We start from the raw sequence: 16,622 nt of genomic DNA, 5'->3' as shown, positions 1-16,622 counted from the left end.
TCGCTAGCGCGTTCAGACGCGGCCCTGCGCCAACGCCACTCGTAACCGTGCCGCACTCGCCCTTGGGCAATTGAGTTGAATCTGCGTCAGGCCCAGCCAATCGGCCAACTGACGCAGGTTCAGCGCCAACGCCTGCATCCCTTCATCATCCAGGCCTTGCGGCTCTTCGTGCACCGCATGCACCGCCAACCTGCCAGCCGCTCGCTCGGCGCGCAGGTCAACCCGCGCGGCAATCCGTTCATGGTGCAGGAACGGCAGCACGTAGTAGCCGTACACCCGCTTGTGTGCCGGGGTGTAGATTTCCAGGCGATAGCGAAAGTCGAACAGGCGCTCGGTGCGGCTGCGCTCCCAGATCAATGAGTCGAACGGTGAAAGCAATGCACTGGCCGCGACTTTACGCGGCACCTTTGGGCTTGGCAGGCAGTACGCCTGTTGCTTCCAACCCTGCACCTGGCACCGCTCCAGCGCGCCCTCCTCGACCAGCTCAGCCAAGCCATTTCGACACTCCACCAGGCTCAGGCGAAAGTAGTCACGCAAGTCCTTTTCAGTCGCGACGCCCAGCGCCTGGGCGGCATGCAGCAACAAGCCTCGCTGTGCACTGGCTTCGTCAAGCAAGGGCTGCCTGAGAATCGGCTCGGGAATCACCCGCTCCGGCAGATCGTACAGCCGCTCAAAACCACGCCGCCCCGCGACAGTCACTTCGCCTGCCGAAAACAACCACTCCAGCGCCTTTTTTTCCGCGCTCCAGTCCCACCAGGGGCCGGCCCGTTCCTGGCGCGTCGACAAACTGCCCGCGCCCAGCGCCCCTCGCTCCTGGACCGCAACCAGGACCCGACGAATGGTGTCTTGCTGCTCGCGCCCGAAACGGGCCAGTTGCTGGTAGATCCCCTCGCCTTGCGCCGCACGCTGCATCCGCCAGCGCAGCAACGGGTACATCGACAGCGGCAACAACGAGGCTTCATGCCCCCAATACTCGAACAAGGTGCGCTGGCGGCCCTGGCTCCAGGCGGCCTGGTCGAGTAGATCGGCGGAGTAACTGCCCAGGCGAGAAAACAGCGGCAGGTAGTGCGAACGCACCAAGGCATTGACCGAATCAATTTGCACCAGCCCCAGGCGCTCCATCAGGCGGTTAAGGTGGGCCGCCTTGACCGCCGCTGGCGGCTGGCGCCCGGAGAAACCTTGGGCAACCAGCGCCAGCCGACGAGCCTGCTGGAGGGAAAAGGACAGTTCTGCGGGCATGTGGATCTCCTTGTCTGCTCGCAAACTACCTCAGTGCGCAGCCGCTTGTGTAGGGTTGGCGTACTCATTTATGCATCGCGTCGTCCCAGAACGGCCGGACCACTTCACGCGCCACATCGGCCCGACTCATGCCAATATCCTTGTCTGGGCCCAGGCGCAGGGTTTCTGCCCCAATGAGCAAACGCCGCTGCCGCTGGCGATGTTCAACAGCGATTGTTTTTGCCGGCTGTGGGCCTGCAATGCGCTGGACACCAGCGGGCGTGAGTATCGGATCGCCTACAACAGCTCCAGCCTGTCAGCGATCATGGCGGTGGTCAGCGCCGGCCTGGCCGTCACTGCCCAACTGGAAAGCCTGATCACCGCCGACCTGCGCATCCTTGGCGAAGATGAGGGCCTGCCACTGCTGCCCGAGGCCAGCATCATGCTGCTGCGCAACCCGCACCGCCCCTCGCCCATCACCGAGTGCCTGGCCGAGCATATTGTCGAGGGCTTCAAACTTTAAAGGCGAGCATCACCGCGCACAGCACCAGGAACCCACAGAACAAGCCGCGCAACCATCGCTCCGGCATGGCATGGGCGACTTTCACCCCCCAACTGATGCTGAGCAGGCCGCCCACCGCCATGGGCAGCGCGATGCCCCAGTCAACCTGATCGTGGGCGGCATAGGTCACCAGGGTCACGCCCGTGCTCGGCAGGGCCAACGCCAGCGCCAGGCCTTGGGCGACCACTTGCGTGGTGCCGAACACGCTCGTCAGCACCGGGGTCGCCACCACCGCGCCGCCCACACCAAACAACCCGCCCATCGCCCCCGAGGCAGCCCCCAGCACACCCAGCCACGGCCATGCGTAACGCATCTGCGCACTGGCGGGCACTGGCGCCATGAACATGCGCACCAGGTTGTACGCCGACAAGGCCAACAGAAACGCGACAAACCCGATGCGCATGAGCTGCGCGTCGATGCCCACCGCCCAGATCGAGCCGATCCAGGCAAAGCAGAAGCCCATCGAGGCCAGGGGCAAGGCGTGGCGCAGTGCGATACGGTTGCGCTGGTGATAACGCCACAGCGCCAGCATCACGTTGGGCACGACCATCACCAATGCTGTCCCCTGGGCAATCTGCTGGTCCAGGCCGAACAACACGCCGAGCACGGGAATGGCGATCAAGCCGCCGCCAATCCCGAACAAACCACCCACCGTGCCAAGGGCCGCGCCCAACAGCAGGTACATCGCTAACTCAATCACAAACCCGCTCCCCTGACGCTTGCCATAAAAAAACCCGACTCGACGGTCGGGCTTTTTCTTTCCAGCAAAGAGCGCTGCTTACTTAGCACGGCCTTTGTAGGAACCGCCTTCGCGGGTGTCGATCTCGATCTTGTCACCGATTTCGATGAAGTCAGCTACTTGCAACTCAGTACCGTTGCTCAGCTTGGCAGGCTTCATGACTTTGCCGGAAGTGTCGCCGCGAGCGGAACCTTCGGTGTAGTCGACGACGCGCACGATGGTGGTCGGCAGCTCTACGGAAACCAGGCGGTCTTCGAAGAATACGGCTTCACATACGTCGGTCATGCCTTCTTCAACGAAAGGCAGAACGGCTTCGATGTCTTCAGCGTTCAGCTCGTACATGGTGTAGTCGGTGGTGTCCATGAACGTGTAGCTGTCGCCGCTGATGAAGGACAGGGTCGCTTCTTTGCGGTCGAGGATCACGTCGTCCAGCTTGTCGTCAGCGCTGTAAACCGTTTCAGTCTTGTAGCCGGTCAACAGGTTCTTCAGCTTGGTCTTCATGATCGCGCTGTTACGGCCGGACTTGGTGAATTCAGCTTTCTGAACCAACCAAGGATCGTTGTCGATACGGATAACCATACCGGGCTTGAGTTCTTTACCAGTTTTCATTGCGAATATCCGAATTTGGATGGGATTTACATAAATCTAGGCCGCGTATCATATCTAATTTAGGTAAAACTGTACCAGCGCTGAGGCAAGATCGGTTTGCAACCCCTGTTCCAGACACCACGACCGGGCATGGTCCTGCAGTTGCGGCCAGTGTTGTTGCGCCGCAATCCACGCCGAAGCCATCCCCGAACCGCTGTTCCAGGCCCGCCACAATCCCTCCAGCGCCACCTTTGCCGCAGGCGACAGGCCTTGGGTGTACAACGCCAGGAAGGCTTCCAGCTTGTCCAGGTGGACATCATCTTCCTGCTGGTAAATGTGCCACACCATCGGACGAGCGGCCCATTGGGCCCTGACGAATGAGTCCTCGCCACGCACGGCATTGAAGTCGCAGCACCAGAGCAGCAGGTCGTACTGGTCCTGCCGGACGAATGGCAGCACCTGCACCGTCAGGGCGCCACGTGTTTGCACGGCACCGACCGGTAGTTCGTCGACGCCCAGCCAGCGCGCCACATCCCCAAGAATCCGCCCCTCTGGCACCAACAGATGAGTGGCCTGCGCATCACCGGCCATGACGTCCAGCCATTCCCCCAGGCCTGGGTTCTCGTAGGCGAACAACGAGATCAGCCGCGCGCCCTCGACACGTTCGACGCCCAGCCCCTGTAGCCACTCGCGCTGCGCCTGCGGGTTGGCCTGGAACTGTTCGCGGCGCAGTAACAGGTCGCGCTCGCGCAACAAGCCGCCGGTGCCCGCCTCGAAGCCAGGGAAGAAGAAATACTTTTGCACGTGCTTGTACTTGACCGAAGGCAAACCGTGGCAGCCGACGATCCAGTCTTCGGCGCTCAGGTAATCGAGGTTCAGCCAAAGCGGCGGCGTGTCTCGGAGCGCCATGGATTCCATGTAGGCGCCCGGCAACTGGCAAGCGAATGCCGCGATCACCACGTCGGCGGCCTCGGTCGGCTGCCAGTCAGCCAGCCACTGGCACACCTGCACGCCTTGCTGCCATTGCTGGCCGACGTTGATATCGAGCTCAGGACACAAGCGCTCGAATGCCCGCAGGTCGTCGACCCACAACCGCACCGCACACGAATGCTCGGCCACCAACTGGCGAGCCAGGCGCCAGGTCACGCCAATGTCACCGTAGTTATCGACGACCGTACAAAAGATATCCCAGCGGGTTTTCAGTTCAGGCATTCCAGGCTCCCGTTGGCAAAGGCACCGATTGTCCGCATAAATTACCCCGCGCAGAAGGGCCGACGACGATTAATCTTCATGCGACAATCGCCCCTCGCCCGCGACCATCCGCCAGGAGGCAGCCATGCCCTACCGTCCCGCCCCGCGCCATCCATTACAGATCCGCCTCAGAGCCCTGCCATTGAGTGCCAGCATTGCCCTGGGAATGTGGCTGGGTTTTATCGCCATCGCCCTGACCTGCTGGCTCGCGTTGCGTGTGCTGTTCACCGAACAATTGGCCCCCGTCGCCCAGGCCGTGCAGCAACTGGCTCAACCACCCGTTGAGCGCCCCGTACCGGACATTCCGTCACAGAGCCCACTGTTCGAACACTACACAGAGAACCTGCGCAAGAACGCGCAACAACAGGCGCTTGACCAGGCACGCAGTAACAGCCGCAACCTGTCGAACCCCAACTGCCAATTCTGGTTGCAACAAGACCAGACCGCGCCGAGCGAAAAGAGCCGCGCCAACGTCCTGCAGTTTTGCGACTGACCATGAACAAACACATCGTTCACCAACTGATCCTCGACAAGCTGCGCATTGACCTCGACATTGCGCAGCGCGCCGCACAGACCGCCTACGAAACCGCGACCCACGAAGAGAACATCGCCGAGAACAAGTACGACACCCTTGGCCTGGAAGCGTCCTACCTCGCGGCAGGGCAGGCCAAGCGCGTGGAGGAAATCAGGCAGTCGCTGGCATTGTGCGAAAGCCTGGTATTGCGGCCTTATGACGAAGAAAGGGGGCTTGAAGTGGGTGCCCTGCTCGGCCTGGAGGACGAAAAGGGTCGTGAACAGTGGCTGTTCCTGGCCCCCGACGCGGCAGGCTTGAAGGTCGATCTGGTGGGGCAGCAAATTACCGTCATCACCCCGCGCTCACCGCTGGGCAAAAGCCTGCTGGGCAAGTACGAAGGCGATGAGGTCGAGATCGTGGTGGCGGGTACTCGGCAACAGTTCACTGTCACCGAGGTGATCTGAGGTTTAGTGAACCGGTAGTTCAACGCCATCGAACAGTTCTTCCAGTTCCTGCTTGTTGTGGCACTGGATGGCTTTGGCCATGACTTCGCGGGTCAGGTGCGGTGCGAACTTCTCGATGAAGTCGCACATGAAGCCGCGCAGGAAGGTGCCGCGACGGAAGCCGATCTTGGTGACGCTGGACTCGAACAGCTCGCTGGCATCAAGTACCACCAAGTCGCTGTCGAGCTTGCTGTCGACGGCCATCTTGGCAACGATGCCGACACCCAATCCCAGGCGAACATAGGTCTTGATCACGTCGGCATCCGCTGCAGTGAACACCACTTTCGGGGTCAGGCCGCGATGGCTGAAGGCCTCGTCCAACTTCGAACGACCGGTGAACCCGAACACGTAGGTCACGATCGGGTATTCAGCCAGTGCCTCCAGGGTCAGCTTCGGCAGCTTGGTCAACGGGTGGCCTTGTGGCACCACCACACAACGGTTCCAGCGGTAGCACGGCATCATCACCAGGTCACCGAACAACTCCAGGGCCTCGGTAGCGATGGCAAAATCCACGGTGCCGTCCGCTGCCATTTCGGCGATCTGCATCGGTGAGCCCTGGTGCATGTGCAGGGCTACGTCGGGATACTGCTTGATGAAGTTACTGATGACCGGCGGCAGCGCATAACGTGCCTGGGTATGGGTGGTGGCGATCGACAGGGTGCCTTTTTTCTCGTTGGAGAACTCCTGGGCGATCTGCTTGATGCTCTCGACCTTGCGCAGGATTTCGCCTGCGGTGGTGATGATCCGTTCGCCGGCCGGGGTCACGCGGGTCAGGTGCTTGCCGCTGCGGGCAAAGACCTCGACGCCCAGTTCATCTTCCAGCAGACGGATTTGCTTACTGATACCCGGTTGGGAGGTGTACAGGCTTTGGGCAGTGGCGGAAACGTTGAGGTCGTGGTGCGCCACTTCCCAGATGTAGCGCAATTGTTGGAGCTTCATATGAATCCCTCAAAGCAGATAGACGCCACGGGCATCAGCGACGGTATATAACTATATTAATGGTTTGAAGAATAAATCTAGAACTTTTCAATCAAAAGGCCAGCATGCTCGCCTCAACTGTCTCCGTGGCGCCGGCGCTGCAACAAAGGCACCAGGTAAACCGGCACCTGGGACAACTGCAAGACTCGCGTCGCTGTGCGCCCCAAGGGGGCCTCACCGCCTGCACCATGACTGTGGCTGCCCAAGATCAGCAAATCCACCGAGAGTTTCTGCACCTGCTCGAGAATCACCTGCGAAGGATCCCCTTGGAAGACTCTGACCGATTGAATCAGTTCCAGGTCCTGCTGCCCCTCACCCAACTCCTCGCGAATGTTATCCAGCACCCGCTGCTCGATATTGGCCATCACTGCACTCAAGCCCTGGCGATGAAATTCATTCAAGGCCTGCTCGTCCAGGTAGCTCTGCAACACTGACTCGGCAAACAACCCCATGGGTTCAACCGCATGAACCACATAAAGGTCAGCCTTGAAGGTTCGTGCCAAAGCCAGTGCATGTTGCATCACAAATGGAGCGTAGAGGCCGAGGTCAGTGGCGTACAACATCGAATGAATCATATGACCTCCTCAAGTGCCAAGGTGGCGGAGATTGATTCAGCTTAGCAGTGCCGCGCCAACTGCGAGATGCCACACCTGAGCGCTCAATTCTTCAGTTCATTACTGATGCCATGGGGAACATGGCCGGTGGCAACCACTTCACGCGCCAGCTCGCAATGACCGGCCTGATCGTCGAAGAACACATCGGCGGCGAAGGCTTCGAGGAAGGCCGACTTGGTCAGGCCACCCAGGAACAGGGATTCGTCGAGGCGGATGTCCCATTCACGCAAGGTACGGATCACCCGCTCATGGGCGGGCGCCGAACGCGCGGTCACCAACGCCGTGCGTATCGGGCAACTGTCGTCCGGGAACTCGCGCTGAAGGGCATTCAGGGCCGCGAGAAACCCTTTGAACGGGCCGCCGCGCAACGGCTCGCGCGCCGCCTCGCGCTCACTGGCCTGGAACGCCGCAAGGCCTCCGGCCTGATAGACGCGCTCGGACTCATCGGAAAACAGCACCGCATCACCGTCAAACGCGATGCGCAACTCCTCGCTCGCCGCGCGGCTCGCGCCCCCCGACAAAATGGTCGCGGCCGCAAAACCGGCGTCCAACGCGCTGCGCACGTCATCGGCATGGGTGGAGAGAAACAGGTCGCAACCAAAAGCTTTCAGGTAGGGATACGGGCTACGCCCACCGACAAACGCTGCCCGGGAAATCGCCAGGCCGTAGTGATGGATCGAGTTGAACACCCGCAAACCGGTGTCGGCACTGTTGCGCGACACCAGCACCACTTCGACCCGATCCTTGCCCAGGCTCACATTGAGATTGAGCAACTTTTGCACCAGGGGAAAGGCATCGCCAGGCGCGAGCATCTCGTCTTCATGCTCGATCTGGTACTGCCGATACGCCTCGACCCCGCTGGCTAGGTAGACCTTGTGGCTCTCACTCAAGTCGAACAGCGCCCGCGAAGAAATCGCCAGGACCAGTTTGTTGTCTATGCCTTTTGCCACGTGTGCTCCCCCAGGTTGAAAGCCTCAACCGTTACGCCGCTCAGTAAACCGCAAGGCCAGATACAACGCTGGCAAGTCATGGCAACTCCTCTGGATCCCGGCTTAGCGCCAACCGCAACGCCGCGTTCAGCTCGGCACGGCTCAGGCGCGACTGCAGCGCCCCATAAAACTCACCGTCGCGCACCACAAACAGCGCCGGCAAATGAAACACCTGATAGCGCTGCACCACACCGCCGTTGTTCCCCGCATCGATCCAGCACAACTGGTCGATCTCAAGCCCCAACGCCGGGAGTTGCTGGCGCGCCCAGCGACAGCTGGAGCACCCCACACTGGTAACCACCACCAACGAAACCCCGCTCATGGCCAACAGCCGCTGATCGGTATCGAAATCGGTCAGCTCCCATTCGGCCACTATACTGGGGGAGATCATGTCGAATGACCGACACTTGGAGTCTGCATTCATGGGGCGTTTTATTCCTCATCCTGACGACGTGCCCGTCGAGTTAACCTTGCGCAAGCACCAGTGCATTTCCCGACAAGAGCTGCACACTATCAGCCTCGGCGGCGTGGCTTGCAATTACCACCGCGCCTGGCGCAAAGGAACGGCCCTGCAAGTGCGCATGCCGACCTTGAGCGAAAATGTCTGCTATCTGGGCTATGTCGCCTGGTGCCTGCGCCGCAAGCATGGCTATCTGGTTGGCATCGCATTCATCGATGAGCAAACCTTGTTCCAGGCTCGGATGGGCGAGCAGGTTTGCCAGATCGAACGCTACTGCCGGCTGCACCCTCCTCGCACGGAGCCACAAAACGTCCAGGCGCTTGCGCTGCAATGGGTCGATCAACACGCCAGCGAGTACTCCAACGAGACTGTTCACCAGGCATTTACAACGCCTGCTGGGCATTAAACCCGTGCCTGCCCATTGTCGAGCAACTGTGTAACGCGCTAAGGTTCGGCTCCCCGCTGCGCTTAAATCATGCTGTGCTCCGCCGCGCGGGGATCGCTGGCGGCCGGCACCCGTGACCTGACGAGTAACACGATGGCTGATTTACCGATCAATGACCTAAACGTCGCCTCCAACGAGACGCTGATCACTCCTGACCAGCTCAAGCGCGATATCCCTTTGAGCGACGCTGCCTTGCAGACCGTGACCAAGGGCCGCGAAGTGATTCGCAATATCCTGGATGGCACTGACCACCGCCTGTTCGTCGTTATCGGGCCTTGCTCGATCCACGACCTCAAGGCCGCACACGAATATGCCGAGCGCCTCAAGGTCCTCGCCGCTGAAGTGTCCGATACCCTGTATCTGGTCATGCGGGTCTATTTCGAGAAGCCGCGCACTACCGTCGGCTGGAAAGGCCTGATCAACGATCCGTACCTGGACGACTCCTTCAAGATCCAGGATGGCCTGCACATCGGTCGCAAACTGCTGCTGGACCTGGCCGAAATGGGCCTGCCGACCGCGACCGAAGCCCTCGACCCGATTTCGCCGCAGTACCTGCAGGACCTGATCAGTTGGTCAGCCATTGGCGCGCGTACCACCGAATCCCAGACTCACCGGGAAATGGCCTCGGGCCTGTCCTCGGCTGTCGGCTTCAAGAACGGCACCGACGGCGGCCTGACCGTTGCCATCAACGCCCTGCAATCGGTGTCCAGCCCGCACCGCTTCCTGGGGATCAACCAGGAAGGTGGCGTATCGATCGTCACCACCAAAGGCAACGCTTATGGGCATGTCGTCCTGCGCGGTGGCAATGGTAAGCCGAACTACGATTCGGTCAGCGTCGCACTCTGCGAGCAAGCGCTGAACAAGGCCAAGATCAAGCCCAACATCATGGTCGACTGCAGCCACGCCAACTCCAACAAGGATCCGGCACTGCAGCCGCTGGTCATGGAAAACGTCGCCAACCAGATCCTTGAAGGCAACCAGTCGATCATCGGCCTGATGGTCGAGAGTCATTTGAACTGGGGTTGCCAGGCGATTCCTAAAGACCTCGCCGAGTTGCAATACGGCGTGTCGATCACCGATGCCTGCATCGACTGGTCCGCCACCGAAACCACCTTGCGCAGCATGCACGCCAAGCTCAAGGACGTACTGCCTAAACGTCAACGCTCCTGAACGACGTTTAGCTAGCGCACACAAAAACGCCGGGCAATGCCCGGCGTTTTTTATCGGGGAACCCCGTCAGAGCTTGGCAGCATGCCGCTGGTGGCGCTCCATGTAGCGCTCCACATAGGAGCACGACGGAATGACGGTGTAACCCATTTGCTCCGCATACTCGAGCGCCTGCTCGGTCAACGCCGCCGCGATACCACGGCCACGCAGTGCGTTCGGCACAAACGTACGATAGATATCCAGGGTTTGCTTACCCAGGTCCATATAGGTCAGGTAGGCACGATGACCGTCCACATTGGTCTCGAACTGATGACCAGCCTGGTCATGGTGGATGGACAACGCCTCGCTCATCACTGCTCCTCGCGGGTCTTGAATTGACCCCTACCTTACCGATGTTTTTCCGGCGAAGGAACCTCTACGCCACCCCGTGCCTGCCTGGACACCGAGAAAAAGCTGTACCCATCCCGCAGGGCTTGCACGTATCAAATAGTAGGCACCAAAGGCAAAATTGCTCAAGGCACGCTCGTCATCACGTCATCTGCGCTGATTCGACACAGCTTGGCTCAAGGCAGCTCGACCGAACATCCCAAGGGTCGATAGCCTGAACATTGCCGGATATTGAGACGTGAGACGAGCACCGCTAGTTAAAGTCACCTCAACAGGCAAAAGTGACGTGAGAAACCCCACAATCGCTAAACGAAAGTGTAGATAAGTCAATATAGAACAGCTTTAGCTCTACACTGTGAAATTGCGGTCAGCGAGTGTCGAGGTTTTTTCAGCGGATCGCTCAGGACGGGCGTCCTGCCTGGATGCTTTTCATACAGCCCACTCAAAAAGTTGCTCGAAAAAGAATCAGCGCCTACAATTTTTTTGCTTCTTGCGCTACGTCAGTTTACTTACTACAACTAATGGGTAGTATGTACGCCGGCTGTTTCCTCACTCTGGGGAGATAGCCATTAAATAGAAAGTCCTTGAAGGGGAACACGATGAACAACGTTCTGAAATTCTCTGCTCTGGCTCTGGCCGCAGTTCTGGCTACCGGTTGCAGCAGCGTATCGAAAGAAACCGAAGCACGTCTGACCGCTACTGAAGACGCAGCTGCTCGCTCCCAGGCTCGTGCAGACGAAGCTTACCGTAAAGCTGATGAAGCTCTGGCTGCTGCTCAAAAAGCACAACAGACTGCTGACGAAGCTAACGAGCGTGCTCTGCGCATGCTGGAAAAAGCTAGCCGCAAGTAATAATCCCTAGGGATTGTTATCAAGCCGATCCGTTTTTTGGGTCGGCTTTTTTATTGCCTGGCATTTGTCACTGCAATAAAAAACCCGCCGAAGCGATCAGGCTTCGGCGGGTCGATTGAAGCCGTTACTGCAGGTCGAGTGGCACGCTAGAAGCGACCGGCGCAGTGCCAGCGGGACTCGCCACCGCGATCTCAACCGGCAAGCCATCTTCAGCGGCGACCACGTCACGCACCACATCCCAGTTCATGCGCATGTTGCCGGTGATGTCTTCGCGCTTGAGCATGGCGTTGATTACCGCGGTGTGCTTATCGACCACCGACGGGTTGCCCTTGTCGTCGATCGGCGTATGCGCCTCGAGGTAGACGTTCCCGCCACTCACGCCGAATTTGTACGGTTCATTGAGAATGCGTACCGAAGTGCCCACCGGCACCATGCCCGCCATCTCCAGCACGTTGTCGTTGAACATACGGAAGCAACCGTGGCTGGTCCGCATGCCGATGCCAAACTTCTTGTTTGAACCATGGATCAGGTAACCGGGCGTGCCCAAAGTGAACTTGAACGGCCCCAACGGGTTATCCGGGCCAGCAGGCACGACGTTTGGCAACGGATCGCCATCGGCGGCGTGCTCAGCCTTGATCGAGGCCGGAGGGGTCCAGGTCGGGTTCGGGGTCTTGGCAACGATGCTGGTCTTGGTAATCGGCGAGCCCCAGCCTTCACGGCCGATCCCCAGCGGGAAGGTGTAAACCACGTTCCGGCCTTTGGGGTAGTAGTACAGCCGGTACTCAGCCAGGTTGATCACAATCCCTTCGCGCGGGCCTGGCGGCAATATGAAGCGGGTCGGCAGGACAATCTCGGTGCCCGCGCCTGGCAACCAGGGATCGACGCCCGGGTTGGCCGCCACCATCTCCAGGTACCCCAGGTCATAGGTGGTCCCCAGGTCGGCGAAGGTATCTTCGTACTTGGCCGTGACCGTTTGCACCTGGCCGACGATATCTTCGCCCGGCGGTGGTAAAGGCAGCTCCAACGCAGCGACAGGACCTGCCACACACAGGGCGGCAAGAGACAGGCAGCGGGCGACGGCAGGAAAGCGCGGCAACATCCGGAAAATCCTTTGCGTAAGCAACAGAGGGAGGAAAAAAGCGATTGTACACCCGCGCCTATAAATTCAGCGAACCGGGTCGATGGGCTGCCTGGGCGTCAGAGTTCGAAGCGCAGCTCGGGCCAGATCGGCGACGTACCGCGCTTTTGCGACTCAAGGATTGCCCGGCACAGCGAGCACAGGCGCTGATCCTGGAACACCCGGCGATTGACGCTCGACCAACGTGGCTGCGCTGGCAGCAAGGAACCGCACAAGGTGCGGTCGGCCGAACCGCCCAGCTCCAATTGACGCGTCACCAGATGCACCCGGACTTCCTGGCAGGCAAACAGATCCAGCTGTTCGTCAGGCTCGATCAGTTGGTAGGCAAACAGGGACCAGGCAGGACGCGGCATCAGGGGCTCCAAATCAGGGGGGCGCCACATTAGCTGAAAGACCGCGCCTAGAAAAGCGTCATAACAACGGTTTTAGCGCCGGCCAGACATTTTCCAGCAACTGGCCCTGGGCGTTGACGGCTGGATGAATGCCATCGGCCTGCATCAACTCGGGCTTGCCCGCAATGCCTTCAAGGAAAAACGGTACCAGGGCAATGTCCTTTTCCTTCCCCAGATCGGTATAGACCTGCGCGAATGCCGTGGTGTAGCGCACGCCATAATTGGGCGGCAGTTGCATACCCAGCAGCAGCACCTTGGCACCACCGGCCCTGGCACTGTCGATCATCGACGCAAGATTTTGTTTCAATTGCGTTGGCAGTTGCCCGCGCAGGCCATCGTTGCCTCCCAACTCAAGGACCACCACCTCGGGCTGATGCTCTGCAAGCAGCGCTGGCAGGCGCGCATGGCCACCCGAGCTGGTGTCTCCGCTGATGGACGCATTGATCACCGTGTCGCTGAATCCTTCCTGTTTGAGCCGTTGCTCAAGCAACGATACCCACCCTAGCCGGGTATCCAGGCCGAAACCCGCGCTGATACTATCGCCAACGATCAGGACAGTACCCGCCGCTGCGTTCTGGGCCATGCACATCAGGGCCAGGCCAGCACTCAAAAACCACACACGCATCGGACTCTCCATGGGCGCAAGCATTCTCACTGCGCGGAACCTTAGCAAAGTGGTTCCCAGCGCGGAAGGTGAACTGACCATCCTGCACCAACTCGACCTGGAACTCGACAAGGGCGACAGCCTGGCAATCGTCGGCAGTTCCGGCTCAGGAAAATCCACCCTGCTGGGCCTGCTGGCCGGCCTTGATTTGCCCAGCAGTGGCGAGGTCACCCTGGCCGGCTTCGCCTTGAGCCAGTTGGATGAAGATCAGCGCGCGCGCATCCGGGCCGAGCACGTGGGATTTGTGTTCCAGTCGTTCCAGTTGCTCGACAGCCTCAATGCCCTGGAAAACGTCATGCTGCCGCTGGAGCTCGATGGTCGCAAGGACGCCCGGGAACGAGCCACCGAATTGCTGCGCCGCGTCGGCCTGGGCCAACGCCTGAGCCATTCGCCGCGCCAGCTCTCCGGCGGTGAACAGCAGCGCGTCGCCATCGCCCGGGCCTTCGCCGCCGAACCGGATGTACTGTTTGCCGATGAACCGACCGGCAACCTCGACACCCACACCGGCGAACACATCAGCGACCTGTTGTTTGAACTGAACAAGGAAAGCGGCACCACCTTGGTGCTGGTCACCCACGATGAACGCCTGGCACATCGCTGCCACCGCCTGATCCGCCTTGAAGCCGGCCTGTTGGTCGCCCCCCTGGAGCCCTGATGGCACGCCTGCCGGTGTTGCGCTTGTTCAGCCTTGCCATCCGCCAGCTCCTGCGCGATGCCCGCGCCGGAGAGCTGCGGGTGCTGTTCTTCGCCCTCGTGGTGGCGGTCGCCGCAAGCACGGCCATCGGATACTTCGGTGCCCGTCTCAATGGCGCGATGATGATGCGTGCCACCGAATTCCTCGGCGCCGACCTGCTGCTCGAAGGCAGCTCGCCAGCCACTGAACAGCAGGTGCGCGGCGGCACGGACCTGGGCCTGCAACACGCACAGGTGGTGGAGTTTTCCAGCGTCATCGCCACCGACAACGGCATCCAGCTGTCGAGTATCAAGGCCGCCGACGAGGCCTACCCACTGCGCGGTGAGTTGAAGAGCGCGCCGCAGCCCTTCGCCCCTGAGGATGTCGGTGGCGGCCCCAAGCCCGGCGAAGCCTGGGCCGAAGCGCGCCTACTGACCGCCCTGAACCTGAAGGTCGGCGACAGCATCGACGTCGGCCTGAAAACCCTGCGCCTGAGCCGCGTGCTGACGTACGAACCGGATCGCGCCGGCAACTTCTACAGCCTAACGCCCCGAGTCCTGATCAACCTCGCCGACCTTCCGGCCACCGGCGTCGTGCAACCCGGCAGCCGGGTCAGCTACCGAGAACTGTGGCGCGGCGATGCCCCAGGACTGGAGGCCTATCGCCAACAGATCACCCCAGGGCTGGCGGCCAACCAACGGCTCCAGGACGCCCGCGACGGCAACCGGCAGATCGGTGGTGCCCTGGGCAAGGCCGAGCGCTACTTGAACATGGCCAGCCTGGTCGCGGTCTTGTTGTCGGGCGTGGCCGTAGCGCTCTCGGCCAGCCGCTTTGCCACTCGTCGGTTCGACGCCAGCGCCTTGCTGCGCTGCCTCGGCCTGTCGCGCCGGGAAACCCTGCTGCTGTTCAGTTTGCAGCTCATGGTGCTGGGATTGTTGGCCAGCCTGAGCGGCGCCTTGATTGGCTGGTTCGCGCAACTGGGGCTGTTCGCCTTGCTCGGCAATCTACTGCCCAGCGACGTACCACCGGGAGGCCTGCTGCCCGCCCTCGCCGGTATCGGTACTGGCCTGGTGGCCCTGGCCGGGTTTGCCTTGCCGCCATTGGCCGCCCTCGGGCGTGTACCGCCATTGCGGGTCCTGCGTCGCGACATGCTACCGATCCCGCCGAGCACCTGGATGGTCTATGGCGCCGCACTGGCGGCGCTGGGCCTGATCATGTGGCGCTTGAGCCTGGACCTGGTGCTGACCTTCGCCCTGCTGGGCGGGGGCGTGATTGCCGCGCTGGTGCTTGGCGGCCTGTTGCTGCTGGTCCTTAAAAGCCTGCGGCGCCTGCTGGCCCGAGCACCGTTGCCCTGGCGCCTGGGCCTGGGTCAACTGTTGCGTCATCCTTTGGCGGCGGCCGGGCAGTCCTTGGCTTTCGGCTTGATCCTGTTGTCGATGGCCCTGATCGCCCTGCTGCGGGGCGAGTTGCTCGACACCTGGCAGAACCAGTTGCCAAAAAATGCCCCGAACTATTTCGCCCTGAACATCCTGCCTGCCGACAAGCAGGCCTTCATCGATCGCCTGGTCGAACTCTCGGCCCAATCGGCGCCGCTGTACCCGGTGGTGCCGGGACGGCTGATCAGCGTCAATGGCGAGCCTGTGCGAGGTATCGTCAGCAAGGACTCCGAAGGCGACCGTGCCATCCAGCGCGACCTGAGCCTGACCTGGGCTGCCGATTTACCGCCCGGCAACAGCATCACCGAGGGGGCGTGGTGGTCGGCCGAACCGCAAGGCGATATCCCCGGCGTTTCAGTGGAAGGCAAAGTGGCCACGAGCCTGAAGCTCAAGCTCGGCGATCACTTGGTCTTCACCGTTGCGGGCGTCAACCGCGAGGCGAAAGTCACCAGCCTGCGGACGATCAACTGGGACAACTTCCAACCGAACTTCTTCATGATCTTCCAGCCCGGCACCTTGAAGGACCTGCCCGCCACCTACCTGACCAGCTTTTACCTGGCCGCTGGTCACGACCAGCAGATCATCGATTTGTCCCGGGCGTTCCCGGCCGTGACGATCCTGCAGGTCGAAGCCTTGCTGGCGCAACTGCGCAGCATCCTTGGGCAGGTAACGCTGGCGGTGGAGTATGTGCTGCTGTTCGTACTGGCGGCAGGCATGGCGGTGCTGTTTTCCGGCCTGCAGGCCACCCTGGATGAGCGTATCCGCCAGGGTGCTCTATTGCGCGCGCTGGGCGCCGAACGGCAACTGCTGGTCAAGGCCCGTCGGATCGAATTCGGCTTGCTGGGCGCGGTCAGCGGCCTGCTGGCGGCCGTGGGTTCGGAACTGGTGAGCCTGGCGCTGTATCGCTATGCATTCGACCTGCAATGGCAGCCCCATCCATGGCTGTTGCTGCTGCCATTGATGGGCGCCCTGATGGTCGGTGGCGCCGGCGTGTTCGGTACGCGCCGGGCACTCAATGCCAGCCCGCTGACAGTCTTGCGCGAGGGTTGATAG

Annotated in this window: 19 protein-coding genes and 1 pseudogene; 8 read left to right on the top strand and 12 right to left on the bottom strand. The window is 61.0% G+C overall.

Features of this window, described 5'->3' with window-relative positions; all coding sequences use genetic code 11:
* Positions 1–12: 12 nt before the first annotated feature.
* Positions 13–1,239 (bottom strand): winged helix-turn-helix domain-containing protein, encoded by a 1,227-nt coding sequence (locus BMW74_RS14955; protein WP_093422125.1) that lies wholly within the window; start codon positions 1,237–1,239, stop codon positions 13–15.
* Between the two features lie 142 nt (positions 1,240–1,381).
* Here BMW74_RS14955 and BMW74_RS14950 point away from each other — a divergent pair.
* Positions 1,382–1,741: pseudogene (locus tag BMW74_RS14950) on the top strand (LysR substrate-binding domain-containing protein); the annotation flags it as partial.
* Here the strand turns inward: BMW74_RS14950 and BMW74_RS14945 are convergent.
* The 3 genes from BMW74_RS14945 to earP all read right to left on the bottom strand — a co-directional run bounded on the left by BMW74_RS14945 (position 1,731) and on the right by earP (position 4,319).
* A complete protein-coding gene (locus BMW74_RS14945; RefSeq protein WP_093422121.1) occupies positions 1,731–2,480 on the bottom strand; it encodes a sulfite exporter TauE/SafE family protein in 750 nt (249 codons plus the stop codon). The pseudogene BMW74_RS14950 and the gene BMW74_RS14945 overlap by 11 nt on opposite strands.
* A gap of 78 nt (positions 2,481–2,558) precedes the next feature.
* On the bottom strand, positions 2,559–3,128 hold the full coding sequence (gene efp, locus BMW74_RS14940) for an elongation factor P (protein WP_093422116.1): 570 nt from the start codon (positions 3,126–3,128) through the stop codon (positions 2,559–2,561).
* A 54-nt stretch (positions 3,129–3,182) separates the two neighbouring features.
* The gene (gene earP / locus BMW74_RS14935; RefSeq protein ID WP_093422111.1) at positions 3,183–4,319 is read right to left on the bottom strand and encodes an elongation factor P maturation arginine rhamnosyltransferase EarP; all 1,137 of its coding nucleotides are present in this window, start codon (positions 4,317–4,319) and stop codon (positions 3,183–3,185) included.
* Between the two features lie 124 nt (positions 4,320–4,443).
* Between earP and BMW74_RS14930 the strand changes: the two genes are divergently transcribed.
* Positions 4,444–4,851, top strand: coding sequence for a hypothetical protein (locus tag BMW74_RS14930; protein ID WP_093422107.1), 408 nt, complete (start codon positions 4,444–4,446; stop codon positions 4,849–4,851).
* 2 nt (positions 4,852–4,853) lie between these two features.
* Complete coding sequence (locus BMW74_RS14925) at positions 4,854–5,336, top strand: GreA/GreB family elongation factor (protein ID WP_093422103.1); 483 nt, start codon at positions 4,854–4,856, stop codon at positions 5,334–5,336.
* A 3-nt stretch (positions 5,337–5,339) separates the two neighbouring features.
* On the opposite strand, the gene cysB is transcribed toward BMW74_RS14925, so the two are convergent.
* The 4 genes from cysB to BMW74_RS14905 all read right to left on the bottom strand — a co-directional run bounded on the left by cysB (position 5,340) and on the right by BMW74_RS14905 (position 8,380).
* On the bottom strand, positions 5,340–6,314 hold the full coding sequence (gene cysB / locus BMW74_RS14920) for an HTH-type transcriptional regulator CysB (RefSeq protein WP_093422099.1): 975 nt from the start codon (positions 6,312–6,314) through the stop codon (positions 5,340–5,342).
* Between the two features lie 113 nt (positions 6,315–6,427).
* A complete protein-coding gene (locus BMW74_RS14915; RefSeq protein WP_093422095.1) occupies positions 6,428–6,928 on the bottom strand; it encodes a universal stress protein in 501 nt (166 codons plus the stop codon).
* Between the two features lie 83 nt (positions 6,929–7,011).
* Positions 7,012–7,917: a 5'-nucleotidase gene (locus BMW74_RS14910; RefSeq protein ID WP_093422090.1), complete on the bottom strand. Its 906-nt coding sequence runs from the start codon at positions 7,915–7,917 to the stop codon at positions 7,012–7,014.
* Positions 7,918–7,993: 76 nt separating this feature from the next.
* Entirely contained in the window at positions 7,994–8,380 is a 387-nt protein-coding gene (locus tag BMW74_RS14905) for a YbbN family protein (protein WP_093422085.1), read from the bottom strand.
* On the opposite strand from BMW74_RS14905, the gene BMW74_RS14900 reads away from it, so the two are divergent.
* A complete protein-coding gene (locus BMW74_RS14900; protein ID WP_093422080.1) occupies positions 8,379–8,822 on the top strand; it encodes a PilZ domain-containing protein in 444 nt (147 codons plus the stop codon). The genes BMW74_RS14905 and BMW74_RS14900 overlap by 2 nt on opposite strands.
* A 132-nt stretch (positions 8,823–8,954) precedes the next feature.
* Positions 8,955–10,031 carry a 3-deoxy-7-phosphoheptulonate synthase gene (locus tag BMW74_RS14895; RefSeq protein ID WP_093422075.1) on the top strand — a complete coding sequence of 359 codons (1,077 nt, stop codon included), beginning with the start codon at positions 8,955–8,957 and terminating at the stop codon, positions 10,029–10,031.
* Between the two features lie 66 nt (positions 10,032–10,097).
* Here BMW74_RS14895 and BMW74_RS14890 read toward each other — a convergent pair whose 3' ends face one another.
* Positions 10,098–10,379: a GNAT family N-acetyltransferase gene (locus tag BMW74_RS14890; protein ID WP_093422070.1), complete on the bottom strand. Its 282-nt coding sequence runs from the start codon at positions 10,377–10,379 to the stop codon at positions 10,098–10,100.
* Between the two features lie 635 nt (positions 10,380–11,014).
* On the opposite strand from BMW74_RS14890, the gene oprI reads away from it, so the two are divergent.
* Positions 11,015–11,266, top strand: a complete 252-nt coding sequence (gene oprI, locus BMW74_RS14885; protein WP_003172710.1) for an outer membrane lipoprotei OprI — start codon at positions 11,015–11,017, stop codon at positions 11,264–11,266.
* 124 nt (positions 11,267–11,390) lie between these two features.
* Here oprI and BMW74_RS14880 read toward each other — a convergent pair whose 3' ends face one another.
* The 3 genes from BMW74_RS14880 to BMW74_RS14870 all read right to left on the bottom strand — a co-directional run bounded on the left by BMW74_RS14880 (position 11,391) and on the right by BMW74_RS14870 (position 13,421).
* Complete coding sequence (locus tag BMW74_RS14880; protein ID WP_093422065.1) at positions 11,391–12,365, bottom strand: L,D-transpeptidase family protein; 975 nt, start codon at positions 12,363–12,365, stop codon at positions 11,391–11,393.
* Between the two features lie 98 nt (positions 12,366–12,463).
* Entirely contained in the window at positions 12,464–12,757 is a 294-nt protein-coding gene (locus BMW74_RS14875; RefSeq protein WP_093422061.1) for a hypothetical protein, read from the bottom strand.
* Positions 12,758–12,815: 58 nt separating this feature from the next.
* Positions 12,816–13,421, bottom strand: coding sequence for an arylesterase (locus BMW74_RS14870; protein ID WP_093422057.1), 606 nt, complete (start codon positions 13,419–13,421; stop codon positions 12,816–12,818).
* A 10-nt stretch (positions 13,422–13,431) separates the two neighbouring features.
* Between BMW74_RS14870 and BMW74_RS14865 the strand changes: the two genes are divergently transcribed.
* Together BMW74_RS14865 and BMW74_RS14860 are read left to right on the top strand one after the other, a co-directional pair.
* Positions 13,432–14,115, top strand: coding sequence for an ABC transporter ATP-binding protein (locus BMW74_RS14865; RefSeq protein ID WP_093422053.1), 684 nt, complete (start codon positions 13,432–13,434; stop codon positions 14,113–14,115).
* Complete coding sequence (locus BMW74_RS14860; protein ID WP_093422047.1) at positions 14,115–16,619, top strand: ABC transporter permease; 2,505 nt, start codon at positions 14,115–14,117, stop codon at positions 16,617–16,619. Before BMW74_RS14865 ends, BMW74_RS14860 begins: the two co-directional genes overlap by 1 nt.
* The last annotated feature ends 3 nt before the right edge of the window (positions 16,620–16,622 follow it).

This window comes from Pseudomonas sp. ok272 (assembly GCF_900109995.1).
Lineage (GTDB): Bacteria > Pseudomonadota > Gammaproteobacteria > Pseudomonadales > Pseudomonadaceae > Aquipseudomonas.
This window is presented reverse-complemented; position numbering and strand designations above follow the sequence as displayed.

Bases quoted from the DNA above. Each gene is read 5' to 3' on its own strand.
- BMW74_RS14900 (WP_093422080.1), top strand. From the start codon at position 8,379: ATGGGGCGTTTTATTCCTCATCCTGACGACGTGCCCGTCGAGTTAACC.
- BMW74_RS14955 (WP_093422125.1), bottom strand. From the start codon at position 1,239: ATGCCCGCAGAACTGTCCTTTTCCCTCCAGCAGGCTCGTCGGCTGGCG.
- BMW74_RS14860 (WP_093422047.1), top strand. From the start codon at position 14,115: ATGGCACGCCTGCCGGTGTTGCGCTTGTTCAGCCTTGCCATCCGCCAG.
- BMW74_RS14865 (WP_093422053.1), top strand. From the start codon at position 13,432: ATGGGCGCAAGCATTCTCACTGCGCGGAACCTTAGCAAAGTGGTTCCC.
- oprI (WP_003172710.1), top strand. From the start codon at position 11,015: ATGAACAACGTTCTGAAATTCTCTGCTCTGGCTCTGGCCGCAGTTCTG.
- cysB (WP_093422099.1), bottom strand. From the start codon at position 6,314: ATGAAGCTCCAACAATTGCGCTACATCTGGGAAGTGGCGCACCACGAC.
- BMW74_RS14875 (WP_093422061.1), bottom strand. From the start codon at position 12,757: ATGCCGCGTCCTGCCTGGTCCCTGTTTGCCTACCAACTGATCGAGCCT.
- efp (WP_093422116.1), bottom strand. From the start codon at position 3,128: ATGAAAACTGGTAAAGAACTCAAGCCCGGTATGGTTATCCGTATCGAC.
- BMW74_RS14880 (WP_093422065.1), bottom strand. From the start codon at position 12,365: ATGTTGCCGCGCTTTCCTGCCGTCGCCCGCTGCCTGTCTCTTGCCGCC.
- BMW74_RS14895 (WP_093422075.1), top strand. From the start codon at position 8,955: ATGGCTGATTTACCGATCAATGACCTAAACGTCGCCTCCAACGAGACG.
- BMW74_RS14930 (WP_093422107.1), top strand. From the start codon at position 4,444: ATGCCCTACCGTCCCGCCCCGCGCCATCCATTACAGATCCGCCTCAGA.
- earP (WP_093422111.1), bottom strand. From the start codon at position 4,319: ATGCCTGAACTGAAAACCCGCTGGGATATCTTTTGTACGGTCGTCGAT.
- BMW74_RS14915 (WP_093422095.1), bottom strand. From the start codon at position 6,928: ATGATTCATTCGATGTTGTACGCCACTGACCTCGGCCTCTACGCTCCA.
- BMW74_RS14925 (WP_093422103.1), top strand. From the start codon at position 4,854: ATGAACAAACACATCGTTCACCAACTGATCCTCGACAAGCTGCGCATT.
- BMW74_RS14905 (WP_093422085.1), bottom strand. From the start codon at position 8,380: ATGAATGCAGACTCCAAGTGTCGGTCATTCGACATGATCTCCCCCAGT.
- BMW74_RS14890 (WP_093422070.1), bottom strand. From the start codon at position 10,379: ATGAGCGAGGCGTTGTCCATCCACCATGACCAGGCTGGTCATCAGTTC.
- BMW74_RS14870 (WP_093422057.1), bottom strand. From the start codon at position 13,421: ATGCGTGTGTGGTTTTTGAGTGCTGGCCTGGCCCTGATGTGCATGGCC.